The sequence below is a fragment of the Pseudomonas sp. 2822-15 genome (assembly GCF_002742515.1).
GTDB lineage: Bacteria > Pseudomonadota > Gammaproteobacteria > Pseudomonadales > Pseudomonadaceae > Aquipseudomonas > Aquipseudomonas salomonii.
This window is the reverse complement of record NZ_LJRY01000187.1, coordinates 671,918-697,955: the sequence shown is the minus strand read 5'-3', so window position 1 is coordinate 697,955 and position 26,038 is coordinate 671,918. Positions and strand designations below refer to the sequence as shown.

Genomic DNA, 26,038 nt, shown 5'->3' with positions numbered 1-26,038 from the left:
CACCGCCATCACTCAACCGGCAGCGCTCTCCATGCGCACCGCGCCACGGCGGTTCTGGCCGGAGGCGACCACGCAGTTACGCCCGGCGCCCTTGGCGGCGTAGAGCGCCTGGTCGGCGGACTTGAGCACTTCTTCGGGCGTGCGCTGTTCGGCCTGGCGCTCGGCCACGCCGATGCTGACCGTCACCGACACACTCGAGGCGCCACTGCCCGCCCGGCGTTGGCGGCCCTGTTGGTCATCGTGGGGGCGGTCCGGGTTGCGCAACTTGATGTCGTAGTTGGCGATGATCTCGCGGATCTCTTCCAGGTGCGGCATGCACTCGTCCAACGTCTTGCCGGCGAACACCACGGCAAACTCCTCCCCGCCATAACGATAGGCACGCCCGCCGCCATTGACCTTCGACAATTTGCTGGCCACCAGCCGCAGCACCTGGTCACCGACATCATGGCCGTGGGTGTCGTTAAAGCGCTTGAAGTGATCGACGTCACTCATCGCCAACACATAATTGCGCCCCAGCCGCTGCATGCGTTCGTTGAGCGCGCGCCGCCCCGGCAAGCCGGTGAGTTCATCCCGGAAGGCCATCTGATAAGCCTCGTGCGCCACGCCCGCGGCAATCATCAGCATTACCTGGCTGCACATGATGTTCAGGGTGAACGGCAGGATGAACGTTTGCGGCAGCATCCAGAACAGCCCCAGCAAACCCACCAGTTGTGCGGCGTGCAAGGGCCGTGGCTGATACCAGTACTGCGCCGCCAGGGTGACAAAACCCATCAGGAACATCGGGTACGACAGCTGGATCAGGCTCATCCAACTGCCATGCAGCGCCGGCCAGCGAATCTCCGCCAGCCAGTTCAGCAAGGCCTGGGGAAAACTCTGCTCAAGTGCCAGGGCCACGCTGCAAAAGGCAAAGAGCACGGCGCAGCGCGCCACGAAGTCGCGGAACAGGTGGGTTTTCTCCTGCCACAGCGCGTAGATGCTGAACAGCAGAGGCAACAGCAAGCAACACAGATGGAACACCACGGCGGCGTCTTCGCGCACGCGGCCGTTGTCGCGGTAGTAGTCGGTCTGGGTGTCGAGCAGGAAGTAAACGACGTACACCGTGATCATCAAAAACAGCTCGCGCTGGCGCCGATACACCGCGCAGTAGGCACCGCCGAGCAACAGCACCAAGGTCGGCAACACATTGAACAGCGAGGTGAAAAACACGCTGAGGTCTTTGATATACGCAGCCGAGAGCCCGGCCAGCAACAGCAGTAACGAAGGAAGAAAATGACTGAAACGAACAGCGGACACGCGTGACAAGGGTAAAGCTCCGACCCGCTCAGAAAGATGGCACAGTGCCTTCACTGAGCACAGTTAAGCACATTCAATGTGACCTGTATCACATTGCCATCACTGTAACGGCAGCCAGGCGCAATCCCTGAGTGCTGTGCTGTGTTTTTTATCGCCGCATAAAAAAACCGCCGCTTCCAAAAGAAGCGGCGGCTTTCAAGAGACCGGCAGGGCTTAGTAAGCCAGGCCGAAGTCTTCTTCTTTCATGTCCATCAGGTTGTTGGCGCCCGACAGCATGGTGACCTTATGGGTCTGGGTACGCGGCAGGATGCGCTGGAAGTAGAAGCGCGCAGTCTGCAGCTTGGCGGTGTAGAACGCCTCTTCGGTGGTGCCGGCAGCCAGTTTTTCGGCTGCCAGGCGTGCCATGTCGGCCCAGAAGTAAGCCAGGCACGCGTAGCCGGAGTACATCAGGTAATCCACCGAGGCGGCACCGACTTCTTCACGGTCTTTCATCGCGGCCATGCCGACCTTCATGGTCAACTCGCCCCACTCTTTGTTCAGCGCTGCCAGCGGTGCAACGAATTCCTTAACGGCTTCGTTGCCTTCGTTGGCCTGGCAGAACTTGTGCACGATCTTGGTGAAGCCTTTGAGCGCTTCGCCTTGAGTCATCAGCACTTTGCGGCCCAGCAGGTCGAGTGCCTGGATGCCGGTGGTGCCTTCGTACAGCATCGAGATGCGGCTGTCGCGAACGTTCTGCTCCATGCCCCACTCGGCGATAAAGCCGTGGCCGCCGTAGATCTGCACGCCGTGGTTGGCCGATTCAAAACCGACTTCGGTCATGAACGCCTTGGCGATTGGGGTCATGAACGCCAGCAGGCCGTCGGCTTGCTTCTTGGCTTCGTCGTCGGTGCCGTACTTGACGATGTCCACTTGCTTGGCGGTGAAGTACACCATCGCACGGTTGCCTTCAGCGAAGGCTTTCATGGTCAGCAGCATACGGCGCACGTCAGGGTGCACGATGATCGGGTCAGCGGCTTTGTCTGGCGCTTTCGGGCCGGTCAGGGAGCGCATTTGCAGGCGGTCGCGAGCGTATTTCAGGCCGCCCTGGAAGCCGATTTCAGCGTGGGACAAGCCTTGCAGCGCGGTGCCCAGGCGAGCGGTGTTCATAAAGGTGAACATGCAGTTCAGGCCTTTGTTCGCCGGGCCGATCAGGAAACCGGTGGCCGCGTCGAAGTTCATCACGCAGGTGGCGTTACCGTGGATGCCCATTTTGTGTTCCAGGGAGCCACAGGTCACCGCGTTGCGCTCGCCGATCGAACCGTCTGCGTTCGGCAGGAATTTAGGCACGATGAACAGCGAAATGCCTTTGGTGCCGGCCGGTGCGTCCGGCAGGCGGGCCAGTACGATATGGACGATGTTGTCGGCCATGTCGTGCTCACCGGCCGAGATGAAGATCTTGGTACCGGAGACTTTGTAGGAACCGTCGGCCTGAGGCTCGGCCTTGGTGCGCAGCATGCCCAGGTCGGTGCCGCAGTGCGGCTCGGTCAGGCACATGGTGCCGGTCCACTCACCCGAAACCAGCTTGGTCAGGTAAGCGTCTTGCTGTTGCGGGGTGCCGTGCTCGGAGATGGTGTTCATCGCACCGTGGGACAGGCCAGGGTACATGCCCCACGACCAGTTGGCGGCGCCGACCATTTCGCTCACGGCCAGGCCCAGGGATTCCGGCAGGCCTTGGCCACCGTGCTCCACGTCGTGGGCCAGGCTCGGCCAGCCGCCTTCAACGAACTGTTTGTAGGCTTCTTTGAAACCAGTAGGGGTTTTTACGCCTGACTCGCTCCAGGTGCACCCTTCGATGTCACCCACGCGGTTCAACGGTGCCAGCACTTGCTCACAGAACTTGGCGCCTTCCTCAAGAATGGCGTCAACCATGTCCGGGGTAGCGTCCTGGCAAGCCGGCAGGCTCTGATAGTGCGCTTCATAACCAAGCAGTTCGTCACGAACGAAGCGAATATCACGCAAGGGGGCCTTGTAGTCAGGCATAGCGATAAACCTCTGCTGATGTATCTGGGATGAACAACCGCGTGGATTTGTTATGGCGGTCAAACAGGTGTTTGAAACATACGTTTACGACCTGGGGTTGTCAAGCATCGCGCCGACGCCGTTTGTCATGACGCGCATCAATGCCATGCACGGAAAGGCCTGCGGCGGGATGCCACGCTTAAAAGGAGTTTAGAAGTTCAACGAGATGACACAGGACAATGTGGGAACTGGCTTGTGTGGGAGCTGGCTTGCCTGCGATACAGGCGCCGCGGTGTATCAGGAGAATTGAGTCGATGCTATCGCAGGCAAGCCAGCTCCCACAGAAGAGCCGGCGTGTACCCAAAAAAAGTTAAGCGTAGGTATCGATCAAGGTGCCGAGCATTTCATCCGAAGCCTTGGCGACTTTCGCGCCCAGCTCCACTTGGAATTTGCCCTGGGCCATTTCGACCATGTTGCTCGCCGAGTTGGACGGCTGGGCGCGATCGTTGGCTTGCAGACGATCACTTTGTGCATCCGAGGGCTGGGTGGTCGCGGCGCCGGCAATTTTTCCGGCGGCCTGGTCGACGCGGTTCTGCCCGGCCTGAATGGTGCTCAGCCCCGAATAAAACGCGCTGCTTCCAGAGATTTCCATGGCGTAAGCCTGCCTTTAGAGAATCGTGAACTTGAATTGAAGCAGACATCCTGGCAAAACGCCCGTCAAAAACACTAATGGCATAATGCCTCAGCGATAGCCAAAATCAGTCAAGCAGGTCCAATTCCAGGTACTCGGCCACCACTTTCGCGCTGGCCTGCTTGAGCTTTGGCACCCGCCCCAGGCACGGCGCAGGCAACCGCTCAGCCAGGGTGGCGAGGTTTTCTTCCAGACGAGAGGTCTTGGGGTCGATGATATTCGCCACCCAACCCGCCAACGGCAAACCGTCTCGCGCGATGGCTTCGGCGGTGAGCAGCGCATGGCTGATACACCCCAGACGCACGCCCACCACCAGAATCACCGGCAGCTTGAGCGCAATGGCCAGGTCCGACAGGTTGTCCTGATCGGCCAACGGCACTCGCCAGCCGCCCGCGCCTTCAATCAAGGTGAAATCCGCGCGCTGCGCGAGTATGTGCTGCATCGGTTTCAACAATGATTGCACTGTAAGCGCCACACCGGCCTCTCGAGCGGCCAGGTGCGGCGCAATCGCGGGCTCGAAGGCCACCGGGTTGACCTCGGCATAGGTCAGCGGCAGCGAACATTCGGCCAGCAGTGCCAAGGCGTCGGCATTGCGCAAGCCTTTTGGGGTGACCTGGCAGCCTGAGGCCACCGGCTTTCCGGCGGCGGTGCTTTTACCCGCAAGCCGTGCGGCATGCAGCAGCCCGGCGGCGACGGTGGTTTTGCCGACATCGGTGTCGGTGCCGGTGATGAAATAAGCGGCGCTCATAAAGGTTTCTCCAGTACGGCGTACACCACTTGGTACGTAGCGGGCAGGCCCTGGGCCTGACGAAACTGCTCGTAAGCGTGCACCAGTGCAACAATCCGCGCGCGGCCCGTCAACCCTCCCGGGCGGCCGGGGTTGAGGTTATGCGCGCCCAACGCCTTGAGCTCATGGGTCAGGCTGCGCACATCCGGGTAATGCAGTACGTGAGGCTGGCGCTCCAGGCTCAGCACCCGTAAACCGCTGGCGGCACACAGCTGTTGGTAAGCCTCGAAGGTGCGAAAGCGGTTGACGTGAACCAGGCCATCCGCCGCACGCCAGCTTTGGCGCAACTCATCCAGGGTGCCCACGCACAAACTCGCAAATGCCAGCACGCCACCGGGTTGCAGCACGCGATAAGCCTCGCTGAGCACGGCATCGAAATTCGCGCACCACTGCACCGCGAGGCTGGAGAAGAGCAGGTCGAAGCGCTCAGTTGCCAGCGGCAAGCGCTCTGCATCACCCGCGATAAAGTGCTGCGCGCCACCCAAAGGCCGCGCATGGCTGAGCATGCCTTCGGCGATATCCAGCGCCACCCCTTGGCTTGCCGGCAACAAATCGCCCAGCACACGGCTGAAATAACCCGTGCCGCAACCCACATCCAGCCAGCGTCGGGGTGCGATGGCAGCGGGCAGGCGCGACAACAGCTCATGCCCGACTGCGCGCTGCAACTCGGCGACGCTGTCGTAACTGGCGGCGGCGCGGGAAAACGAGGCCGCCACCTGGCGCTTGTCCGGCAAGCCGCCCGGCAGTAGCGGCTGGGATAAATCAGTCATCAACACACTCATGCAAAAAAGCCTGGATGGCCCCCGCTACTCCGTGAGGGTCTTCCAGAAGAAAAGCGTGACCGGCCTGTTCAATCAGGCCGATTTCTACATCAGGCAGCAGGGCCAACAGGTCACTCGCAGCTTCGGCGGGCACTAACCCGTCCAGCCCCGCAAACAGGTGCAGTTGCGGGCCGCGATACGCCTGCAAAGCGGCGCGGGTATCCAGTTGAGCAAGCAGTTCCAGGCCAGGCATCAACACGCTCGACGACGTATTCGGCGCCCCGCTGACCAACAGGCGCGACAGCCCGCGCGGGTCTTCGGCACCTTTGGCGCATAACAAACCGAAACGTTTAAGGGTGACTTGAGAGTCGGCGTGGCAACCCGCGAGGAACGCATCGAACGTCTCGGCAGGCATCGCACTGGGCCAGCCTTGATGGGCGACAAAACACGGGTTGCTCGCCAATGTCAGCAGGCCGCAGCAACGCTCGCCGCGCCGCGCCGCCAGCTCGGAGGCGAGCATGCCGCCCAGGGACCAGCCGCCCAGCCAGGCGTTGTCCGGCAGCGTGGCGTCGAGTTCGTCGAGCCATTCCTCCAGATCGCTGGAAGCCAGCACCGGCAACGGTTCGATATGCACGTGCAGGTGTTCGTCCAAACCCTGCAAGGCGGCAGCCAAAGGCTCCAGCGGTGACACGCCGAGCCCCCAACCGGGCAGCAATACCAGTCGATCACGCATGGTCGGGCTCCGTAATACTTAACAACCGGAAACACTCATCCAATGCGCTTAACAATAGCTGCACCTGCGCCGCGCTGTGGGCCGCCGTCAGTGTCACGCGCAAACGCGCACTGCCGGCCGGTACGGTCGGTGGGCGGATGGCCGTCACCATCAGGCCGCGTTCGCGCAACATCTGCGACAGGCGCATGGTGGTGGCGCTGTCGCCAATCAGGATCGGCTGGATCGGCGTGAAGCTGTCCATCAAGCGCAGGCCAAGCTGCTCGGCGCCCTGGCGGAACTGGCGGATCAGGCCATTGAGGTGCTCACGTCGCCAATGCTCGGTACGCAGCAGCTCCAGGCTTTTCAAGGTGGCGCAGGCCAATGCCGGTGGCTGGCTGGTGGTGTAGATGTAGGGCCGGGCGAACTGGATCAGGCTTTCGATCAGCGCTTCACTGCCTGCCACAAACGCCCCGGCGGTGCCGAACGCTTTGCCGAGGGTGCCGACCAATACCGGCACGTCTTCCTGGCTCAAGCCGAAGTGCTCGACAATTCCGCCGCCCGTAGCACCTAACGGTCCGAAGCCATGGGCGTCATCGACCATCAACCAGGCGCCTTTGGCGCGGGCCTCACGGGCCAGTGCAGGCAAGTCGGCCAGATTGCCGTCCATGCTGAACACGCCATCGGTGACCACCAACGTATTGCCGGTAGCCTTCTCCAGGCGCTTGGCCAAGCTGCTGGCGTCGTTATGCAGATAGCGATTGAAACGCGCCCCGGACAGCAGGCCGGCATCCAGCAGCGAGGCGTGGTTGAGCCGGTCCTCCAGTACCGTATCGCCCTGCCCCACCAACGCGGTGACCGCGCCCAGGTTGGCCATATAGCCGGTAGTAAACAGCAGCGCACGCGGGCGCCCGGTGAGGTCGGCCAGCGCTTCCTCGAGTTCATGGTGCGGCGTGGCATGGCCGATCACCAGGTGCGAAGCGCCACCGCCCACGCCCCAGCGGGACGCACCGGCGCGCCAGGCCTCGATCACTTGCGGGTGATTGGCCAGCCCCAGGTAGTCGTTATTGCAGAACGCCAACAGCGGTTGCCCATCCACCACCACTTGCGGGCCTTGCGGGCTCTCAAGCAAAGGGCGTTGGCGATAGAGGTGTTCGGCACGGCGGGCAGCGAGGCGCGCGGCGAGATCAAAAGACATGCAGGCCTCGGCAGATCAGGTTGAACCGGTCCAATGTGGGAGCTGGCTTGCCTGCGATGACGGCAGCACATTCAGTATCAATGTGCCTGGAAGACCGCTATCGCAGGCAAGCCAGCTCCCACAGTTGGGTTGCGTTTCACAAGTGGAGAGAGGCGTTAAACCACCGCGTTGTAGAACTGCTCGCTGCTCTTTTGCTCCACCAACGCCTGCTCAATCGCCGCCTGATGCACTTCGTCGGCGTGCTCTTCACGGGCTTCCGGCAAGATCCCCAGGCGCGAGAACAGTTGCATGTCCTTGTCGGCCTGCGGGTTGGCGGTAGTCAGCAACTTGTCGCCGTAGAAAATCGAGTTGGCACCGGCAAAAAACGCCAGGGCCTGCATCTGCTCGTTCATCGCCTCACGCCCAGCCGACAAGCGCACATGGGATTGCGGCATCAGGATGCGCGCCACGGCGAGCATGCGGATAAAGTCGAACGGGTCGATGTCTTCGGCGTTTTCCAGCGGCGTACCGGCGACCTTCACCAGCATGTTGATCGGCACCGACTCCGGATGCTCCGGCAGGTTGGCCAGCTGGATCAGCAGGTTGGCGCGGTCGTCGAGGGACTCGCCCATGCCGAGGATGCCGCCCGAGCAGATCTTCATTCCCGAATCACGCACGTAGGCCAGGGTTTGCAGGCGCTCGCCGTAAGTGCGGGTAGTGATGATGCTGCCGTAGAACTCCGGCGAGGTATCGAGGTTGTGGTTGTAGTAGTCCAGGCCGGCCTGGGCCAGGGCTTCGGTCTGGTCCTGATCGAGACGGCCGAGGGTCATGCAGGTTTCCAGGCCCATGGCCTTCACGCCTTTGACCATCTGCAGCACGTAAGGCATGTCTTTGGCCGAAGGGTGCTTCCAGGCGGCGCCCATGCAGAAGCGCGTCGAGCCGATGGCCTTGGCGCGGGCCGCCTCTTCGAGGACCTTCTGCACTTCCATCAGCTTTTCTTTTTCCAGGCCGGTGTTGTAGTGGCCCGACTGCGGACAATATTTGCAATCTTCCGGGCAGGCGCCGGTTTTGATCGACAGCAAGGTCGACACCTGCACGCGGTTGGCGTCGAAATGCGCGCGGTGCACGGTCTGCGCCTGGAACAACAGGTCATTGAAGGGTTGCACAAACAGCGCTTTGACTTCGGCTAAAGACCAATCGTGACGCAGGGTGGCAGAGGTGCTGGCGCTCATGGGCGATTCCTTGATTATGCTTGGGCTTACGCTGTGGGAAGGGCAATAGCGGCAATACCCGCAATACCCACAGTCAGTCACGACACGGATGCTCGGCATATTTAAGGAAGATTCATGCACTGTCAACTTGGATACAAACATCAGGTTTACATCTGGTTAGAAAACAACCAGACCTGTTTAATCTGCGATGAAGCGACAAACTCCAGCCACAACCTGTGCAATGTCTGCGAAATCGAACTGCCCTGGCTGTTGGAGCACTGCGAGGTGTGCGCCCTGCCACTGCCGATGGAGGGTTTGATCTGCGGCCCCTGCCAAAAAAAACCGCCGGCCTATAAACAGGTGATCGCACCCTGGACCTACAGTTTCCCCGTCGACACCCTTATCAGCCGCTTCAAACACCAGTCGCGCTGGCCGCTGGGCCATCTGCTCGCACGCTTGCTGGGGCAGTATCTGCAACACCGTTTCGACAACACCGAACTCACCCGTCCCGACTGCCTGCTGCCGGTGCCCATGGCGCGCAAGCGCCTGCGTGAGCGCGGCTTCAACCAATCGTTGATGCTGGCCCGCTGGCTCAGCGCAGACCTCGACCTCCCACACGATGAACACCTGTTGTTACGCCCCCATGAAACCGTCGCGCAACAAGACCTCGATGCCAAGACCCGCCAACGCAACCTGCTCACGGCGTTTGCGCTGGCGCCCGACGCCCAGGTGCAGGGCCGCCACTTTGCGCTGGTGGACGACGTACTCACCACCGGCGCCACCGCTCACAGCCTGGCCCGGCTGTTGATGGACGCCGGCGCCCGTCAGGTCGATGTGTACTGCCTGGCCCGCACGCCAAAACCGGGCACATGACTTGACTCGCGTGCGTGGCGCCTGCAACGTCCGCTGACCTTATCGAAGCGTATCCACATGTCTCTGCCGACCTCCTTGAGCCAACACATCATCCGCCGTCCCCAGCGCATCGCCTTGCTGGCGCATATTGCCGAGCAGGGTTCGATCACCCGCGCGGCCAAGAGCGCCGGCCTGAGTTACAAGGCTGCATGGGATGCGATCGACGAGCTGAACAATCTCGCGCAAAAACCGTTGGTGGAGCGCAGCGTCGGCGGCAAAGGCGGCGGCGGCGCCAAGCTGACGGCCGAAGGAGAACGGGTGCTGCGCCTGTACCAACGCCTGCAAGTGTTGCAAGCCGAGGTGCTCGGTTCGGATGAGGACGCGAGTGACTTCAACCTGCTCGGCCGCTTGATGCTGCGCACCAGCGCGCGCAACCAATTGCATGGCCAGGTCAGCACCATCGAACACCAGGGCCGCAATGACCTGATTCGCCTGCAACTCTCGGGTGGCTTAAGCCTGAGTGCGCAGATCACGCACGACAGCACGCAACGGCTGGAGCTGGAGACCGGCGTTGAAGTGGTCGCCTTGATCAAGGCCGGATGGCTGGAATTGCTCGCCATCGGGCAGGCTGCAACACCTGGACACAATTGCATGAGCGGTGTGATCGAAACGATTCTCGAGGCCGATGACGGCCCCAGCGAAGTGCGCATCGCCCTGCCCAGCGGCCAGGTTTTATGCGCCCTGGCGCAGCCCGCCGCGCTTAAGGCACTGGCTGCGGTCGAAGGCGCAGCGGTCCAGGTGCAGTTCTCGCCCAACAATGTGCTGCTCGGCACACCGGCCTAGGCGCCCGCCGTCTTCAAGCTGCAACAAATTCGTCACGAGCGCTCCTTAAGGTGTCTGCAAAAACCGCAGGGAGCCTGAAATGAGCCTACTAGAAGAAAACCAAGCCACCGACCTTGAACAGATGGTCGGCCTCACCCGCCGCCGTTTTATCGGCGCCGGTGCCCTGTGCGGTGCCGCGATGTTCCTGGGCGGCAACCTGCTCACCCGCAGCGCAATGGCCGTGAACGCAGCCACCGCCAGCCCCTTGCTGGGCTTTACCAGCATCGCCGCCGCCACCAGCGACGCCATCACCTTGCCGCCGGGTTACTCCGCCTCGGTGCTGATCAGTTGGGGCCAGCCGTTGCACAAGAACGCACCGGCCTTCGACCCGTCCGGCAACGGCACCGCCAAGGCCCAGGAACAACAGTTCGGTGACAACAACGACGGCATGAGCCTGTTTGCCTTCCCCGGCGACGACAACCGTGCGCTGATGGCCATCAACAACGAATACACCAACTACCGCTACCTCTACGCCCATGGCGGCGCGCCGCAATCGGCTGAGGACGTGCGCAAGGCCCAGGCCAGCGAAGGCGTGTCGGTGATTGAGGTGCGGCGCAAGGGCGACACCTGGCAGTTCGTGCAAGACTCGCGCTACAACCGCCGCATCCACGGCAATACGCCGATCCGCCTGGGCGGCCCCGCTGCCGGCCATGCCTGGCTGAAAACCAGCGCCGACAACACCGGCAAAAAAGCCCTCGGCACCTTCCAGAACTGCGCCAACGGCAAGACCCCGTGGGGCACTTACCTGACCTGCGAAGAGAACTTCACCGACTGCTTCGGCAGCAGCAACCCGCAACAAAACTTCGACGCCGGGCAAAAGCGCTACGGCGTGGTGGCCGCCAGCCGCGAGATCAACTGGCACCTGCACGACCCGCGCTTCGACATGGCCAAGAACCCCAACGAACTCAATCGCCACGGCTGGGTGGTGGAAATCGACCCGTTCGACCCGCAGTCCACGCCGGTAAAACGCACTGCCCTGGGCCGCTTCAAACACGAAAACGCCGCACTGGCTGAAACCCGTGATGGCCGCGCCGTGGTGTACATGGGCGACGACGAGCGTGGCGAGTTCATCTACAAGTTCGTCAGCCGCGATCCGATCAACCACCACAACCCCAAAGCCAACAAGAACCTGCTCGACCACGGCACCTTGTACGTGGCGATTTTCGATGCCGGCGACGGCGATGCCGACCACCCCAAGGGCAAGGGCGAATGGGTCGAACTCACCCACGGCAAAAACGGCATCGACGCCAGCTCGGGCTTCGCCAGCCAGGCCGAAGTGCTGATCCACGCGCGCCTGGCCGCCAGTGTGGTGAAAGCCACACGCATGGACCGCCCGGAATGGATCGTGGTCAGCCCCACCGACGGCCAGGTGTATTGCACGCTTACCAATAACGCCAAACGCGGCGAAGACGGCCAGCCGGTGGGCGGGCCGAACCCGCGCGAGAAAAACGTCTACGGGCAAATTCTGCGCTGGAAAGCCGATGCGGATAACCACGGCGCCAACACCTTCACCTGGGACTTGTTTGTGGTGGCCGGCAACCCCGGTGTGCATGCGGGTACGCCGAAGGGCGGCTCGTCCAACATCAACCCGCAAAACATGTTCAACAGCCCCGACGGTCTCGGCTTCGACAAGGCCGGGCGCTTGTGGATCCTTACCGACGGCGACTACAGCAACAAGGGCGACTTCGCCGGCATGGGCAATAACCAAATGCTGTGCGCCGACCCCAACACCGGGGAAATCCGCCGTTTCATGGTTGGGCCGGTGGCGTGCGAGGTCACGGGTATCAGCTTTTCGCCGGACCAGAAGACCCTGTTTGTGGGGATTCAGCATCCAGGGGAAACCGGCGGTTCGACCTGGCCGGAGCATCTGCCCAATGGCAAGCCGCGCTCGTCGGTGATGGCGATTCGGCGGGATGATGGTGGGATAGTCGGCGCCTGACAGGACCTTGTGGCGAGCGGGCTTGCCCCGCGTTGGGCTGCGCAGCGGCCCCAAAACAGCAGGAGCGCTGCGCACTCCAACGCGGGGCAAGCCCGCTCGCCACAACAGCCACCACCTGGCTATGCTGTTACCATACCCGGCCGGACGCGGCGCCCTGCTGCGCGCAGGAGTTCGCATGGCCCACCCGTTTGAAACACTCACCCCTGATTTAGTACTCGACGCCGTTGAAAGTATCGGCTTCCTCAGCGATGCGCGCGTGTTGGCGCTCAACAGCTACGAAAACCGTGTGTATCAGGTGGGCATCGAAGACTCCGAGCCGCTGATCGCCAAGTTCTACCGCCCGCAACGCTGGACCAACGAAGCGATCTTGGAAGAACACCGCTTCACCTTCGAACTGGCCGAGTGTGAAGTGCCGGTGGTTGCGCCGCTGCTCCACAACGGCGAAAGCCTGTTCGAACATGCGGGTTTTCGCTTCACCCTGTTCCCACGCCGTGGCGGCCGGGCGCCGGAGCCGGGCAACCTGGACCAGTTGTATCGCCTCGGGCAATTGCTCGGGCGTTTACACGCGGTGGGTTCCACCCGTCCGTTTGAACACCGTGAAGCCTTGGGCGTGAAGAACTTCGGTCACGATTCCCTCAACACCTTGCTCGAAGGCAATTTCATTCCCAAGAGCCTGTTGCCCGCTTACGAGTCGGTCGCCCGCGACCTGCTCAAGCGTGTGGAAGAGGTGTACAAGGCCACGCCACACAAGAACATCCGCATGCACGGCGACTGCCACCCCGGCAACATGATGTGCCGCGACGAGATGTTCCACATCGTCGACCTGGATGACTGCCGCATGGGCCCGGCCGTGCAGGACCTGTGGATGATGCTCGCCGGTGACCGCCAGGAATGCCTGGGCCAATTGTCGGAATTGATGGACGGCTATCAGGAGTTCCACGACTTCGACCCACGCGAACTGGCCTTGATCGAACCCCTGCGCGCCTTGCGCCTGATGCATTACAGCGCCTGGCTGGCCCGCCGCTGGGATGACCCGGCGTTCCCCCACAGCTTCCCGTGGTTCGGCAGCGAGCGGTATTGGGGCGACCAGGTGTTGGCGTTGCGCGAGCAACTGTCGGCGCTCAATGAAGAACCCCTGAAACTCTTCTGACTACCGATCGTCCCCACGCTCCGCGTGGGAATGCATCCTGTGACGCTCCGCGTCACGCCCCTCAACTGCGGACGCAGAGCGTCCAAGACGGCATTCCCACGCAGAGCGCAGGAACGATCACCCCATTGCCTGACAAAAATCCTTACAATCGCGCTTTGTAAGCTGCCTGAGCAAGGATTCTGCAATGCACGCCGCCAACCCCCGCAAGGGGTACATCCTAGGCCTGAGTGCCTATGTCATCTGGGGTCTGTTCCCACTTTATTTCAAAGCCATCGCCAGTGTTCCCGCCGCCGAAATCATCGTGCACCGCGTGTTGTGGTCGGCGCTGTTCGGCGGTTTGCTGCTGATGGTGTGGAAGCACCCCGGCTGGTTCCGCGAACTGCGTGACAACCCCAAGCGTCTGGCGATTCTGGCACTCAGCGGCTCATTGATTGCGGCCAACTGGCTGACCTACGTGTGGTCGGTGAACAGCGGGCGCATGCTGGAAGCGAGCCTGGGTTACTACATCAACCCGTTGGTGAATGTGCTGCTCGGCATGCTGATCCTGGGCGAGCGCCTGCGCCGCCTGCAATGGATCGCCGTCGGGCTGGCGGCGGTGGGTGTGGCGCAGCAAGTGTGGCAAGTCGGCAGTTTGCCGTGGGTGTCCCTGGTGCTGGCGCTGACCTTCGGCTTCTACGGTTTGATCCGCAAACAGGCGCCGGTCAAGGCGCTGCCGGGGCTGGTGGTGGAAACCTGGATGCTGGTGCCGATCGCCGTCGCCTGGTTGTTGTTCAACCCGTCGGCCCATAGTGCGCAGCTTGAGTTTTGGAGCACTTCCGAAGCCTGGTGGCTGGTGGCCGCAGGCCCGGTGACGCTGATCCCGCTGGTGTGCTTCAACGCCGCCGCACGGCATCTGCCCTACACCGCGCTGGGCTTTCTGCAGTACGTGGCGCCGACGCTGGTACTGCTGGAAGCGGTGCTGCTGTTCGGCGAACACCTGGCGACCAGCACGCTGATTGCCTTCGCGTTCATCTGGGCAGGCCTGGTGGTCTACAGCCTGGATGCCTGGCTGACGGTGCGCAAACGCTGATCAAATAACGTACAAACCTCTGCAAGCCACAGTGCACGTGGCTTGCAGGCATTCACCCCAAGGTTATCCACAGCCTGATCCCCGCCATTTGTGCACAAGCCCTTGAAACTGCTCGTTTTTTGCTCAACCGACGAAGACGCCCGGTCAGCTTGGCCTGGCGCCGGGTCTCTACAGGTTATCCACAGGCCCATGCAAGATTTCCATGCATAACCCAGTGGACCGATTATTCCTCGTGGTGCAGTTCCACCATCAAATCATCGGCCAAGGTTTCCAGGGACAGCTGCAGGGTATCCAGGGACAACGCGGTCGGCACTTGCAGCAGCGCTTCGGCACTGAACAGTGGATCACCGCTCATGGGCGCCGGACGTACATCCGTGCTCAGGCTGGCCAGGTTCACGCCTTGTTTGCTCAGCAGCGCTGTGATTTCGCGCACGATGCCCGCGCGGTCATTGCCTACCAGCGTCATCATGATCGATTTGGACGCCGAGGCCTGCCCGCTGCTGCCCTCGCCCACCAGCACACGGATTCCGTGTGTGGATAAGTCCTCCAGCGCACCCACCAGCGCCTGACGCTGTTCCGTCGGCACACTGACCCGCAGGATCCCGGCAAACTGCCCGGCCATATGCGCCATGCGGCTTTCCAGCCAGTTGCCGCCGTGGGCAGCAATGTTCTGCGCGATGCGTTCAACCAGGCCGGGTTTGTCGGCGGCGATAATAGTGAGTACAAGATGGTCCATGGCGAAGCCCTCGGTGGGTTGATCATCGATTATAGGCACACACCCTGTGGGAGCGGGCTTGCCCGCGATGGCGGCGTGTCAGTGACACATCAGTTGGCTCATGAATCGCTATCGCGGGCAAGCCCGCTCCCACATGAAGCCATTGCCTACGGAAGCGGCCAGGAACAAATCGTGTACCATTTTTATATTTATCTGGAACAATCCAATAGTTTTTTGAGAACATCCGATTCTCCGCTGTGACCGTACGACCAAAATGAGTCGCTAAACGACGTATTTAGTCTAATTTTCACAACCGCAAGTCATCATGTAGTATGCCCAACCGTGCACTACATAATGAAAATCTGAAACAGCGCATAAGCTCCGCAGAGTGAGGCAAGCAATGACTGAACACGTTCAAGTCGGTGGCCTGCAGGTCGCCAAAGTCCTGTTCGACTTCGTGAACAACGAAGCCATTCCCGGCACCGGCATTACTGCCGACCAGTTCTGGGCCGGCGCCGACAAGGTCATCCACGACCTGGCACCGAAGAACAAAGCCCTACTCGCCAAACGCGATGATTTCCAGGCGCGGATCGACACCTGGCACCAGACCCACGCCGGCAAAGCCCACGACCCAGTGGCTTACAAAGCCTTCCTGCAAGATATCGGCTACCTGCTGCCGGAAGCCGCAGACTTCCAGGCCTCGACCCAAAACGTCGACGACGAAATCGCCCGTATGGCCGGCCCGCAGCTGGTCGTGCCGGTCATGAATGCCCGCTTTGCCCTCAACGCCTCCAATGCCCGCTGGGGCTCGCTGTACGACGCGCTGTATGGCACCGATGCCATCAGCGAAGCCGACGGCGCCGAGAAGGGCAAGGGTTACAACAAAGTGCGTGGCGACAAGGTAATTGCCTTCGCCCGTGCTTTCCTCGACGAAGCCGCGCCGCTCACCGCCGGCAGCCACGTCGACTCCACCGGTTACAAGATGGTGGATGGCAAGCTCATCGTCAGCCTCAAGGGCGGCAGCAACAGCGGCCTGCGCGACGATGCACAGCTGATCGGCTTCCAGGGCCCTGCGGCCGAGCCGATTGCGATCCTGCTTAAACACAACGGCCTGCACTTCGAAATCCAGATCGACGCCAGCACCCCCGTCGGCCAGACCGACGCCGCCGGCGTCAAAGACGTGCTGATGGAAGCCGCGCTGACCACCATCATGGACTGCGAAGACTCCGTCGCCGCCGTCGATGCCGATGACAAAGTGGTGATCTACCGCAACTGGCTCGGCCTGATGAAGGGCGACCTGGCCGAGGAAGTGGCCAAGGGCGGCAAGACCTTTACCCGTACCATGAACGCCGACCGTGTCTACACCGGCGTAGATGGCCAGGACGTGACCCTGCACGGCCGTTCGCTGTTGTTCGTGCGCAACGTTGGTCACTTGATGACCATCGACGCGATCCTGGATAAAGACGGCAACGAAGTGCCGGAAGGCATCCTCGACGGCCTGCTCACCAGCCTGGCGGCGATCCACAGCCTCAACGGCAACAGCAGCCGCAAGAACAGCCGTACCGGCTCCGTGTACATCGTTAAACCGAAGATGCACGGCCCCGAAGAAGCCGCGTTTACCAATGAGCTGTTCGGCCGCATCGAAGACGTGTTGAACCTGCCGCGTAATACGCTGAAAGTCGGGATCATGGACGAGGAGCGCCGCACCACGGTCAACCTCAAGGCCTGCATCAAGGCGGCGAGCGAGCGTGTGGTGTTTATCAACACCGGCTTCCTCGACCGCACCGGCGATGAAATCCACACCTCCATGGAAGCCGGCGCGATGGTGCGTAAAGCTGCCATGAAGGCGGAAAAATGGATCGGCGCCTACGAAAATTGGAACGTCGATATCGGCTTGAGCACCGGCCTGCAAGGTCGTGCGCAGATCGGTAAAGGCATGTGGGCCATGCCCGACCTGATGGCGGCGATGCTTGAGCAGAAAATCGCCCACCCATTGGCCGGCGCCAACACCGCCTGGGTGCCATCGCCGACGGCAGCTGCGCTGCACGCGCTGCACTACCACAAGGTTGATGTGTTCGCCCGTCAGGCCGAGTTGGCCAAGCGCGAACGCGCCTCGGTGGACGACATTCTGACCATCCCTCTGGCCAGCAACACCGATTGGTCCGAAGAAGAAATCCGCAACGAGCTGGACAACAATGCCCAGGGCATCCTCGGCTATGTCGTGCGCTGGATCGACCAGGGCGTCGGCTGCTCGAAAGTGCCGGACATCAACGATGTGGGCCTGATGGAAGACCGCGCCACCCTGCGCATCTCCAGCCAGCACATCGCCAACTGGTTGCGCCACGGCATCGTCAACGAAGCCCAGGTGATGGAAAGCCTCAAGCGCATGGCGCCGGTGGTGGACCGTCAAAATGCCGGGGATGCGTTATATCGCCCGCTGGCACCGGACTTCGACAGCAACATCGCGTTCCAGGCGGCGGTGGAGTTGGTGATTGAAGGGACCAAGCAGCCGAACGGGTATACGGAGCCGGTGTTGCATCGCAGGCGTCGTGAGTTCAAAGCCAAGAATGGGCTTTGATTAAACGCTGAACAAAACAAAGCCCTGTTCGTAAGATCAGGGCTTTGTTCTTATCAGGCGGGTAATCACGCAAACACAAACGTGGCTTCTCCTGTACCGTTAATCGTAACTTCCATCTCCTCATGGACAAACGTCAAATTCATGTAGGTAATATAATTTGTATACGTATTCGGGGAACCCGCATCTTTGGAAATAACCATAAATTTCCCAGACGTAGGAGCAATAAAATAATTACCCGACTCGTCTCTATAATCAATGTTTCCTCGATGCTTATCTATATCTCGCGGGAAGCTGAATTCATACGCTGCCTCGCGTGGAAACAGCGTATTCCCGTACTCAGCTGTCAACGAACCCGCCCCGTCGGTGATGACCGAAAAATCTCTCAGACTTGCTCTCAGATTAGAAGGCTTTACAAGGCGTTCCTTTCCATCCCTGAGAATTAGAATACTTGCGTCGTCGCTATTTGCTTGATCATTAGACTTTTTAATAGGCATAACGAGCTCCTGTGGAGGGTGTAAGGTCCTGGCTGAAAACCAGAACTCTCCGGCCAAGTAAACAACCCGCTCACCTGCTTGCCTACTGTGAGAACTGACAGTTCAAATAAAAAAAGATAAACGGCAGTTATTGAGCCATCCCCAACTCGCGCTTGACCATCTTCGCCAACTTCACGCTATCAATTGGCTTGAGCAAAAAATCCACCACGCTCAAATGCATCGCATCGATCACATCCGGCGCTTCCGCGTCCCCCGACATGATGATGATCGGCAGCGCCGCACGGGTTGAATCGCGCACCTTGCGAATCAATTGCAGGCCGTTGCTCGGCGCCATGCGCAAATCGGTGATCAGCAAACCGATGGAACTGCTGGAGCTCAACAAATCCCACGCCGCCTCACCACTGGCGGCGGTCATGCAGCGAATGCCGTCCAGGCCCAGAATTTCTGCCAGCAATTCACGTGCGTCCTTGTCGTCATCGACAATCAACACCCGTTGTGGCGGCAGATCGGGCTCCAGCATCACGGCGCTCAGCGCCTCGCGCTCGGCATCACTCAAAATATCGTGGTCGGACATACGTTTCTCAGCAGTTCTATTCAAGCTCCCAGCACACTCGTCAGACATCTGCGGAAGGGCGAACAATGTGCACTTCGTCGGAAAGTTTGCCTAGTGGGCGTTCTACGGAGTTTGGACGATAGTCATGTAAGGTTTTTCCCTAGTTGTGGTGGGTTTTACCGAGACCTAGACTTACGTCCAATGGGCACCCGCCGCGCGGGAGTCGACCATGCAGGACGATAACGACAAAAAAACTGCGGTCACTGTTATGAGTAAAGCTGATGCTTTCACGCAGGCGGGAAAAACCGCCGTGTTGCAGAACATCCACGGCACTTTGCAATTCCTGCAACGCTTCCCTCCGTTTAACCAGATGGAAAACGCCCATCTGGCGTTTTTGGTCGAACAGTGCCAACTGCGCTTCTACGGCCCCGGCGACAGCATTCTCAAACCGTCCGGCGGGCCGGTGGAGCACTTCTATATCGTCAAGCAGGGCCGCGTCGTCGGCGAACGGCCGGACTCGACGCAAGCCACCTTCGAAATCACCACCGGCGAGTGCTTCCCCCTCGCCGCGTTGCTGGGTGAGCGTGCCACCCGCACCGAGCACAAAGCCGCCGAAGACACCTTTTGCCTGCAACTGAACAAGCCGGCGTTTATCAAGCTGTTCGCCCTTTCCAGCCCGTTTCGCGATTTTGCCCTGCGCGGTGTCAGCAGCCTGCTGGATCAGGTCAACCAGCAGGTGCAGCAAAAGGCCGTGGAAACCCTGGGCACCCAGTATTCGCTGAACACCCGGCTGGGTGAATTGGCCATGCGCCATCCGGTCACCTGCAGCCCGACCACGCCCCTGCGCGAAGCGGTGACGCTGATGCATGAGCAACAAGTGGGCAGCATCGTGATCGTCGATGCGCACAAGGCGCCGCTGGGGATTTTCACCTTGCGCGACCTGCGCCAGGTGGTCGCCGACGGCACCAGCGATTTCAATCAAGCCATCGCCGGCCATATGACCCAGGCGCCGTTCTTTTTAAGCCCGGACCACAGCGCCTTCGACGCGGCCATCGCCATGACCGAGCGGCATATCGCCCATGTGTGCCTGGTAAAAGACCAGCGCCTGTGTGGCGTGGTGTCCGAGCGCGACCTGTTTTCTCTGCAACGGGTCGACCTGGTGCACCTGGCCCGCACCATCCGCAACGCGCCCCGAGTGGAAAACCTGGTGGTGATTCGCGGCGAGATCGGCCAACTGGTGGAACGCATGCTGGCCCATGGTGCGTCGTCCACCCAGATCACCCACATCATTACCCTGCTCAACGACCACACCGTGTGCCGAGTGATCGAACTGACCCTGGCCGACAAAGGCGACCCTGGCGTGCCCTTCAGCTGGCTGTGTTTCGGCAGCGAAGGGCGCCGCGAACAAACCCTGTTTACCGACCAGGACAACGGCATCCTGTTCGAAGCCACGGACGCCGCCGAAGCCGCCGATATCCGCGGCCGCCTGCTGCCACTGGCGCAGCAGATCAACCAAAGCCTGGCGCTGTGCGGCTTCAGCCTGTGCAAGGGCAATATCATGGCCGGCAACCCCGAGCTGTGCCTGTCGCGGGCTGAATGGGCGCGGCGCTTTGGTGCCTTTATCCGCGAAGCCACGCCGGAGAACCTGCTGGGCTCAAGCATCTATTTCGACTTGCGCGTGGTGTGGGGCGACGAGCGCGGGTGTGAGCAACTGCGCCAGGGCATTCTGGATCAGGTGGCCGATAACCGCTTGTTCCAACGTATGCTGGCCGAGAATGCCTTGCGCCAGCGCCCGCCGGTCGGGCGTTTCCGCGACTTTGTGCTGACGCGCAAAGGCACCGAAAAGGCCACGCTCGACCTCAAGGTGCAGGGCCTTACACCTTTTGTGGATGGCGCACGCCTGTTGGCCCTGGCCAATGGTATTCACACCAACAACACCCTGGAGCGCCTGCGCCAACTGGTGGCCAAGGAGGTCATCGAACCGCTGGACGGCGCCGCCTATGAGGAGGCGTATCACTTTATCCAGCAAACGCGCATGCAGCAGCATCAGCTGCAAACCCGCGAGAACCTGCCGTATTCCAACCGTGTCGACCCCGACAGCCTCAACCACCTGGACCGGCGCATCCTGCGCGAATCCCTGCGCCAGGCCCAACGCCTGCAAAGCAGCCTGACGCTGCGGTATCAGCTGTGAGCCTGTTCGGTTGGCTGCGTAAGAAAAAACCCGGGCTCGACGCAACCCAACAGCAGCGCCTGGCGCACTTGCCCAAGCCCGCAGCCTTGGGCGACGGGTCTTTACGCGGACAACGCTGGGTGGTGGTCGACCTGGAAACCAGCGGCCTGAACCTCAACCGCGACCAGGTGCTGTCCATCGGTGCAGTGATCATCGAGGACGGCGCAGTGGATTTTTCGCAGATGTTCGAGCGCACCCTGCTACGGGCCAACACCAAGGTTGGCCCCAGCGTGTTGATCCACGGCCTCGGCCCCAGTGCGATTGCCGCCGGCAGCGACCCGGCCGAAGCCTTGCTGGATTTTATGGCCTTTGTCGGCGACAGCCCGTTACTGGCGTTCCATGCGCCATTCGACCAACACATGCTGTGCCGGGCGCTCAAGGACAGCCTGGGTTATCGGTTGGCCCACCCGTTCCTTGATGTCGCCGACATCGCCCCGCTGTTGTGCCCCGACGCGAATATCCGCGAGGCCGGGCTCGATGACTGGATCAGCCACTTCAAGCTGCACGTGGGCGAACGCCATCACGCCAGCGCCGATGCATTGGCCACGGCAGAGCTGATGCTCATCCTGTTCAGCCGTGCGCGCCAACAGGGAATCGACAGCCCACAGGCGCTGCAAGAGCGCTTGAGCCAATGGACACGGCGCAAACAAGCGCCCTCTTTCTAGCGAGACGCGGAGCGTCCCAGGAGGCATTCCCACGCAGAGCGTGGGAACGATCGTCCGACAGACGCCAATTGCGCCCACTCCCGGCCTCTGACACAATCGCGAATAATTCTCGTTAGTTTAAACCCCTTGTTTATTTGGTGATGCCTTGTCGTCGGTCCAAACCCCACACAGTGAGCTTGTTGGCGCGTTGTATCGCGACCATCGCGGCTGGCTGTTGGCGTGGCTGCGACGCAATGTGGCCTGCCCGAGCCGCGCCGAAGACCTGAGCCAGGACACCTTCATGCGCCTGCTGGGCCGCGACGAACTGCGCGAACCCCGCGAGCCGCGCGCGTTTCTGGTGGCCATCGCCAAAGGCTTGCTGTTCGACTACTTCCGCCGCGCGGCACTGGAACAGGCCTACCTCACCGAACTGATGCTGATCCCGGAAAGCGAACACCCTTCGCCCGAACAACAGCAACTGATCCTCGAAGACCTCAAGGCCATCGACCGCCTGCTCGGCAAACTGTCGAGCAAGGCCCGCGCCGCCTTCCTCTATAACCGCCTCGACGGCCTGGGCCACGCCGAAATCGCCCAGCGCCTTGGCGTGTCGGTGCCGCGTGTGCGCCAGTACCTGGCCCAGGGCATTCGCCAGTGCTACATCGCGCTGTATGGCGAGCCGCTGTGACCGGCGCCAAACCGGTCACCGCCCGTGTGCTGGATGCGGCGATTGCCTGGCAACTGTCGCTGGGCTCGGGCGACGGCAGCGCTGTGGAACAAGAAGAGTTCGGCAAATGGCTGGCCAGCGATGAAGAACACGCGCGCGCCTGGCGCCAGCTGGGCATGCTCGATCAGCGCTTCAGCCTGGCCTCGGGCCCGGCGCGGGCGGCGTTGTTGCAGTCACGCCAAGGCATTCGCCAGCGCGTGCGCAAGTTGGGCAGTGGTTTGGCCAGCATCGCGCTGGTGATTGGCCTCGCGCTGTTTGCCGGTGAACGTTACGTGCCCATCCACTATTGGCTGGCCGACCAACGCACGGCCACCGGCGAACAACGCACGCTGAAGCTGGCCGACGGCACGCTGATCAACCTCAACACCCACAGCGCCATCGACGTGCGCTTTGATGAAAAACGCCGATTGATCGTGTTGCAGGAAGGCGAAATCCTGGTCGAAACCGGCCACAACGATGCGCGGCCGTTCTACGTGCAAACCCGCGACGGCAGCCTGCGCGCCCTGGGCACGCGGTTTATCGTCAGGCGCGAAGACGACGCCACGCGCCTGAGCGTGCTGCAATCTGCTGTGGCCGCCCAGCCTGAGGCGCTGCATCAGGAACAGATTTTCAAAGAAGGCCAGCAAGTGCTGATGCGCAGCGACGGCCTCGGCCCTGCGCGGGTGGTCACACCCGCCGCAGACGCCTGGACGCGCGGCATGCTGGTGGTCGACAACGCCCGCCTGGGCGATGTGGTTGCCGAACTTGGCCGCTATCGCACCGGCTACCTGGGCGTGGACAAAAACGTGGCCGACCTGCGCATCACCGGCAGCTTCCCGCTGCACGACACCACGCTGGCGCTCAACGCCCTGCTGCCGACCCTGCCGGTGCAGATCGAGCAGCACACGCCGTGGTGGGTGACCGTGAAGGCTACGCCTTAGGTTTTTCAGTGCCTGGGCGATCGCCTTCGCGAGCAAGCCCGCTCCCACCTTTGGAAGTGTGAACACCGTTAAAGGTGGGAGCTGGCTTGCCTGCGATGAGGCCCTCTAAGCCACCTAAAAAAATATTTTCACCCAGCCCTATCACTTTTTGATTCTCGTCCGGCACCTAGGCAATTGAGAAATATTTTCATTCAGGAGCCGCCCCATGTCCCGCACGCTAGACACCTTGTTGCGCCCCAGCCTGTTAGCCGTGGCCATTGCCCTCAGCGCCCCGCTGACGAGCACCGCGCTGATCGCCGCCGAGCAAGCCAGCAACGTGCGCGCCTACAACCTGCCGGCTGCGCCATTGGCCAGCACCCTGAACCAGATCGCCAGCCAGGCCGGTTTGGCGCTGACGCTTAACCCATCGCTGGCAGCGGGCAAGACCTCGGCACCGGTCAAAGGCCAGTTTGATGCCCAGGGTGCGTTGCGTGAGGCGTTGCGTGGCACGGGGTTGCAGTTGGAGCAGAGCAGTGCGGGGACGTTTACGCTGGTGGCCATTCCTGAAGGTGTCGTGGCGTTGGCGCAGACCAGCATCATTGCCCAGGGCAGCGATGAAAGCGCTTGGGGGCCCGTCGACGGCTACCTGGCCAAACGCACCGCGGCCGGCACCAAGACCGACACCGCGCTGGTTGAAGCGCCGCGCTCGATCTCCGTCGCCACCCGCGAGCAGATGCAGGACCGCAACGTTCAGAACCTGGATGACGCGGTTAAATACATGCCCGGCATCGTGTCCGCCAGCTACGGCAGCGACACCCGCTACGACTGGATGCGCGTGCGCGGCTTCGAGCCCACGCAATTCCTCGATGGCCTGCCACTGCCACGCGGCGTGTACGCCAACCCGAAAGCCGAAACCTGGAACCTCGACCGCCTCGCCCTGCTGCGTGGCCCGGCCTCGTCGGTCTACGGCCAAACGCCGCCGGGCGGCCTGCTGGACATGGTCAGCCGTCGTCCCAGCGAAGAACAAAGCAGCGCCATCCAAGTGCAATACGGCAGTGACAATTACCGCCAGATCAACTTCGCCAGCACCGGCAAGATCGATGATGAAGGGCAGTTTCTGTATGGCCTCAGTGGCGTGGTGCGCGATGCCGGCACCCAGATCGATCACATCGACAACAAGCGCTACAACATTGCGCCGAGCCTGACCTGGAATATCGACCCGGATACCAAGCTGACTTTTCTGTCGCAGTTCACCCGTGACGATACCGGTGCCACCAGCCAGTTTTTGCCCATCCAGGGCACCAAGATCAAATCACCACTGGGTGATATTTCCCATCACAAAAACCTGGGCGACCCGGATTACGAGTACTACGACCGCACCTACTACGCGTTGGGCTATGCATTCGAGCATCGCTTCAATGACACCTGGCAGTTCCGTCAGAACCTGCGCTACACCAAGTCGGAGTTGTCATTTCAGACACTCACCGTAGGTGCGTATCCCTACACGATGGTTGACGCAGACGGCAACGTCGGCCGCACCTCGACAAACGTGGACGAGAACATCGGCCAATTGGCCCTGGACAACAACTTCCAGGCCGACTTCGCCACCGGCGACATCTCCCACACCCTGTTGCTCGGCCTGGATCACCAGCGCACCGATACCTCTTACCTGTCGATTTACGGCGATGGCCTGAAGACCAACGTCAACAATCCGATCTACGGCCAGCCCATCGTTCGTCCCGCTCGCTCCGGGGCTTATTACGACTACAACCAGAAAACCGTGCAGACCGGCCTCTACGCTCAAGACCAGATGGCGCTTGACCAATGGCGCCTGACCTTGGGCGGCCGCGAAGACTGGGTGCATCAGGGCACCACGTACTTCAACCAGAAAGATGCGACCAATACCGACCGAATCAAACATTTCAGCGGCAACGCCGCACTCAGCTACGTATTTGATTCCGGCTTCGTACCCTATATTTCCTACGCTGAGTCCTTCCAACCGGCGAGCAATGCCAGCGTCTCGGCGACCGAGTCCTACAAACCTACCGAAGGCAAACAGTGGGAACTGGGTATCAAATACCAGCCACCGGGCTCGAACACTTTGCTCAGTGCCGCCGTGTATGACCTGACCCAGAAAAACGTGCTGGTAACCACCACTACCGCCGGCAGCATTCCAGTCACCAACCAGACCGGTGAAGTGAAGGTCAAAGGCCTGGAACTGGAAGCCGTGTCTGATGTGACCGACAACCTCAAAGTCATCGCTTCCTATACCCTGGCCAAATCCGAGGTGCAAAAAGGCGACTACAAAGGTAATCGTCTGCAACTGATGCCAAACCAGCAAGCAACCCTGTGGACAGATTACACCTGGCACACGGGTGCCCTCGACGGCTTCGGTATTGGCCTGGGTGCGCGCTACACCGGCAATACCTATGGCGACCAAGGCAATACGTGGTTGGGCAAGGCCGACGCCTACACCGTGTTCGATGCGGCCGTGCACTACGACCTCGGCCGTCTGGACAACAGCCTCAAAGGTGCCTCGGTAAAACTCAACGCGACCAACCTGTTCGACAAGGACTACATTTCAACCTGCGATGGTTTCTATTGCTACTACGGCGACCAACGCAGCGTCGTCGCCAGCGCCACCTATCAATGGTAATCGGCTGAGTTAACAACCGGGCCGCC

At 61.2% G+C, this 26,038-nt stretch carries 22 protein-coding genes; 11 read left to right on the top strand and 11 right to left on the bottom strand.

The features are described 5' to 3' along the window. Nucleotides 1-12 precede the first annotated feature (12 nt). From AOA59_RS18080 to bioB, 8 genes are all read right to left on the bottom strand, one after another. Nucleotides 13-1,302: a diguanylate cyclase gene (locus tag AOA59_RS18080; RefSeq protein ID WP_065929403.1), complete on the bottom strand. Its 1,290-nt coding sequence runs from the start codon at nt 1,300-1,302 to the stop codon at nt 13-15. A gap of 204 nt (nt 1,303-1,506) precedes the next feature. Next, nucleotides 1,507-3,312, bottom strand: coding sequence for a phenylacyl-CoA dehydrogenase (locus AOA59_RS18075; RefSeq protein WP_017138032.1), 1,806 nt, complete (start codon nt 3,310-3,312; stop codon nt 1,507-1,509). 349 nt (nt 3,313-3,661) lie between these two features. Beyond that, on the bottom strand, nt 3,662-3,943 hold the full coding sequence (locus AOA59_RS18070) for a hypothetical protein (protein WP_017138029.1): 282 nt from the start codon (nt 3,941-3,943) through the stop codon (nt 3,662-3,664). 106 nt (nt 3,944-4,049) lie between these two features. Beyond that, nucleotides 4,050-4,730: a dethiobiotin synthase gene (bioD, locus tag AOA59_RS18065; RefSeq protein WP_069787021.1), complete on the bottom strand. Its 681-nt coding sequence runs from the start codon at nt 4,728-4,730 to the stop codon at nt 4,050-4,052. After that, nucleotides 4,727-5,539, bottom strand: coding sequence for a malonyl-ACP O-methyltransferase BioC (bioC, locus tag AOA59_RS18060; RefSeq protein ID WP_069787020.1), 813 nt, complete (start codon nt 5,537-5,539; stop codon nt 4,727-4,729). The genes bioD and bioC overlap by 4 nt, the downstream gene beginning before the upstream one ends. Beyond that, on the bottom strand, nt 5,532-6,263 hold the full coding sequence (locus tag AOA59_RS18055) for an alpha/beta fold hydrolase (protein WP_065929407.1): 732 nt from the start codon (nt 6,261-6,263) through the stop codon (nt 5,532-5,534). Before AOA59_RS18055 ends, bioC begins: the two co-directional genes overlap by 8 nt. Further along, nucleotides 6,256-7,437, bottom strand: coding sequence for an 8-amino-7-oxononanoate synthase (gene bioF / locus AOA59_RS18050; RefSeq protein ID WP_099488565.1), 1,182 nt, complete (start codon nt 7,435-7,437; stop codon nt 6,256-6,258). The genes AOA59_RS18055 and bioF overlap by 8 nt, the downstream gene beginning before the upstream one ends. A gap of 155 nt (nt 7,438-7,592) precedes the next feature. Further along, a complete protein-coding gene (gene bioB / locus AOA59_RS18045; protein ID WP_017138024.1) occupies nt 7,593-8,648 on the bottom strand; it encodes a biotin synthase BioB in 1,056 nt (351 codons plus the stop codon). 114 nt (nt 8,649-8,762) lie between these two features. On the opposite strand from bioB, the gene AOA59_RS18040 reads away from it, so the two are divergent. From AOA59_RS18040 to rarD, 5 genes are all read left to right on the top strand, one after another. After that, nucleotides 8,763-9,500, top strand: a complete 738-nt coding sequence (locus AOA59_RS18040; protein WP_099488564.1) for a ComF family protein — start codon at nt 8,763-8,765, stop codon at nt 9,498-9,500. Between the two features lie 57 nt (nt 9,501-9,557). Next, a complete protein-coding gene (locus AOA59_RS18035) occupies nt 9,558-10,322 on the top strand; it encodes a TOBE domain-containing protein (protein WP_099488562.1) in 765 nt (254 codons plus the stop codon). Nucleotides 10,323-10,401: 79 nt separating this feature from the next. Then, nucleotides 10,402-12,300, top strand: a complete 1,899-nt coding sequence (locus AOA59_RS18030; RefSeq protein WP_099488560.1) for a PhoX family phosphatase — start codon at nt 10,402-10,404, stop codon at nt 12,298-12,300. Nucleotides 12,301-12,475: 175 nt separating this feature from the next. Continuing rightward, nucleotides 12,476-13,450 (top strand): serine/threonine protein kinase, encoded by a 975-nt coding sequence (locus AOA59_RS18025; protein WP_099488559.1) that lies wholly within the window; start codon nt 12,476-12,478, stop codon nt 13,448-13,450. 184 nt (nt 13,451-13,634) lie between these two features. Further along, on the top strand, nt 13,635-14,519 hold the full coding sequence (gene rarD / locus AOA59_RS18020; protein WP_017138019.1) for an EamA family transporter RarD: 885 nt from the start codon (nt 13,635-13,637) through the stop codon (nt 14,517-14,519). 223 nt (nt 14,520-14,742) lie between these two features. Here rarD and AOA59_RS18015 read toward each other — a convergent pair whose 3' ends face one another. Next, the gene (locus AOA59_RS18015; RefSeq protein ID WP_065929413.1) at nt 14,743-15,255 is read right to left on the bottom strand and encodes a glycine cleavage system protein R; all 513 of its coding nucleotides are present in this window, start codon (nt 15,253-15,255) and stop codon (nt 14,743-14,745) included. 379 nt (nt 15,256-15,634) lie between these two features. Here AOA59_RS18015 and AOA59_RS18010 point away from each other — a divergent pair, with 379 nt between their 5' ends. Next, the gene (locus AOA59_RS18010; protein WP_017138017.1) at nt 15,635-17,812 is read left to right on the top strand and encodes a malate synthase G; all 2,178 of its coding nucleotides are present in this window, start codon (nt 15,635-15,637) and stop codon (nt 17,810-17,812) included. A gap of 65 nt (nt 17,813-17,877) precedes the next feature. Here the strand turns inward: AOA59_RS18010 and AOA59_RS18005 are convergent, their stop codons facing one another. Both AOA59_RS18005 and AOA59_RS18000 read right to left on the bottom strand, forming a co-directional pair. Further along, a complete protein-coding gene (locus tag AOA59_RS18005; RefSeq protein WP_099488557.1) occupies nt 17,878-18,306 on the bottom strand; it encodes a hypothetical protein in 429 nt (142 codons plus the stop codon). Between the two features lie 127 nt (nt 18,307-18,433). Beyond that, nucleotides 18,434-18,880, bottom strand: a complete 447-nt coding sequence (locus AOA59_RS18000; RefSeq protein ID WP_065929416.1) for a response regulator — start codon at nt 18,878-18,880, stop codon at nt 18,434-18,436. Between the two features lie 247 nt (nt 18,881-19,127). Here AOA59_RS18000 and AOA59_RS17995 point away from each other — a divergent pair, with 247 nt between their 5' ends. The 5 genes from AOA59_RS17995 (at nt 19,128) to AOA59_RS17975 (ending at nt 26,012) form a co-directional block, all read left to right on the top strand. Next, a complete protein-coding gene (locus AOA59_RS17995; protein ID WP_178076266.1) occupies nt 19,128-21,050 on the top strand; it encodes a putative nucleotidyltransferase substrate binding domain-containing protein in 1,923 nt (640 codons plus the stop codon). Beyond that, a complete protein-coding gene (locus AOA59_RS17990; RefSeq protein ID WP_099488553.1) occupies nt 21,047-21,754 on the top strand; it encodes a PolC-type DNA polymerase III in 708 nt (235 codons plus the stop codon). The genes AOA59_RS17995 and AOA59_RS17990 overlap by 4 nt, the downstream gene beginning before the upstream one ends. A gap of 145 nt (nt 21,755-21,899) precedes the next feature. Then, nucleotides 21,900-22,418: an RNA polymerase sigma factor gene (locus AOA59_RS17985; protein WP_058420525.1), complete on the top strand. Its 519-nt coding sequence runs from the start codon at nt 21,900-21,902 to the stop codon at nt 22,416-22,418. Continuing rightward, nucleotides 22,415-23,377 carry a FecR domain-containing protein gene (locus tag AOA59_RS17980; RefSeq protein WP_099488551.1) on the top strand — a complete coding sequence of 321 codons (963 nt, stop codon included), beginning with the start codon at nt 22,415-22,417 and terminating at the stop codon, nt 23,375-23,377. The genes AOA59_RS17985 and AOA59_RS17980 overlap by 4 nt, the downstream gene beginning before the upstream one ends. A 205-nt stretch (nt 23,378-23,582) precedes the next feature. Then, nucleotides 23,583-26,012, top strand: a complete 2,430-nt coding sequence (locus tag AOA59_RS17975; protein WP_099488549.1) for a TonB-dependent siderophore receptor — start codon at nt 23,583-23,585, stop codon at nt 26,010-26,012. Nucleotides 26,013-26,038 lie beyond the last annotated feature (26 nt).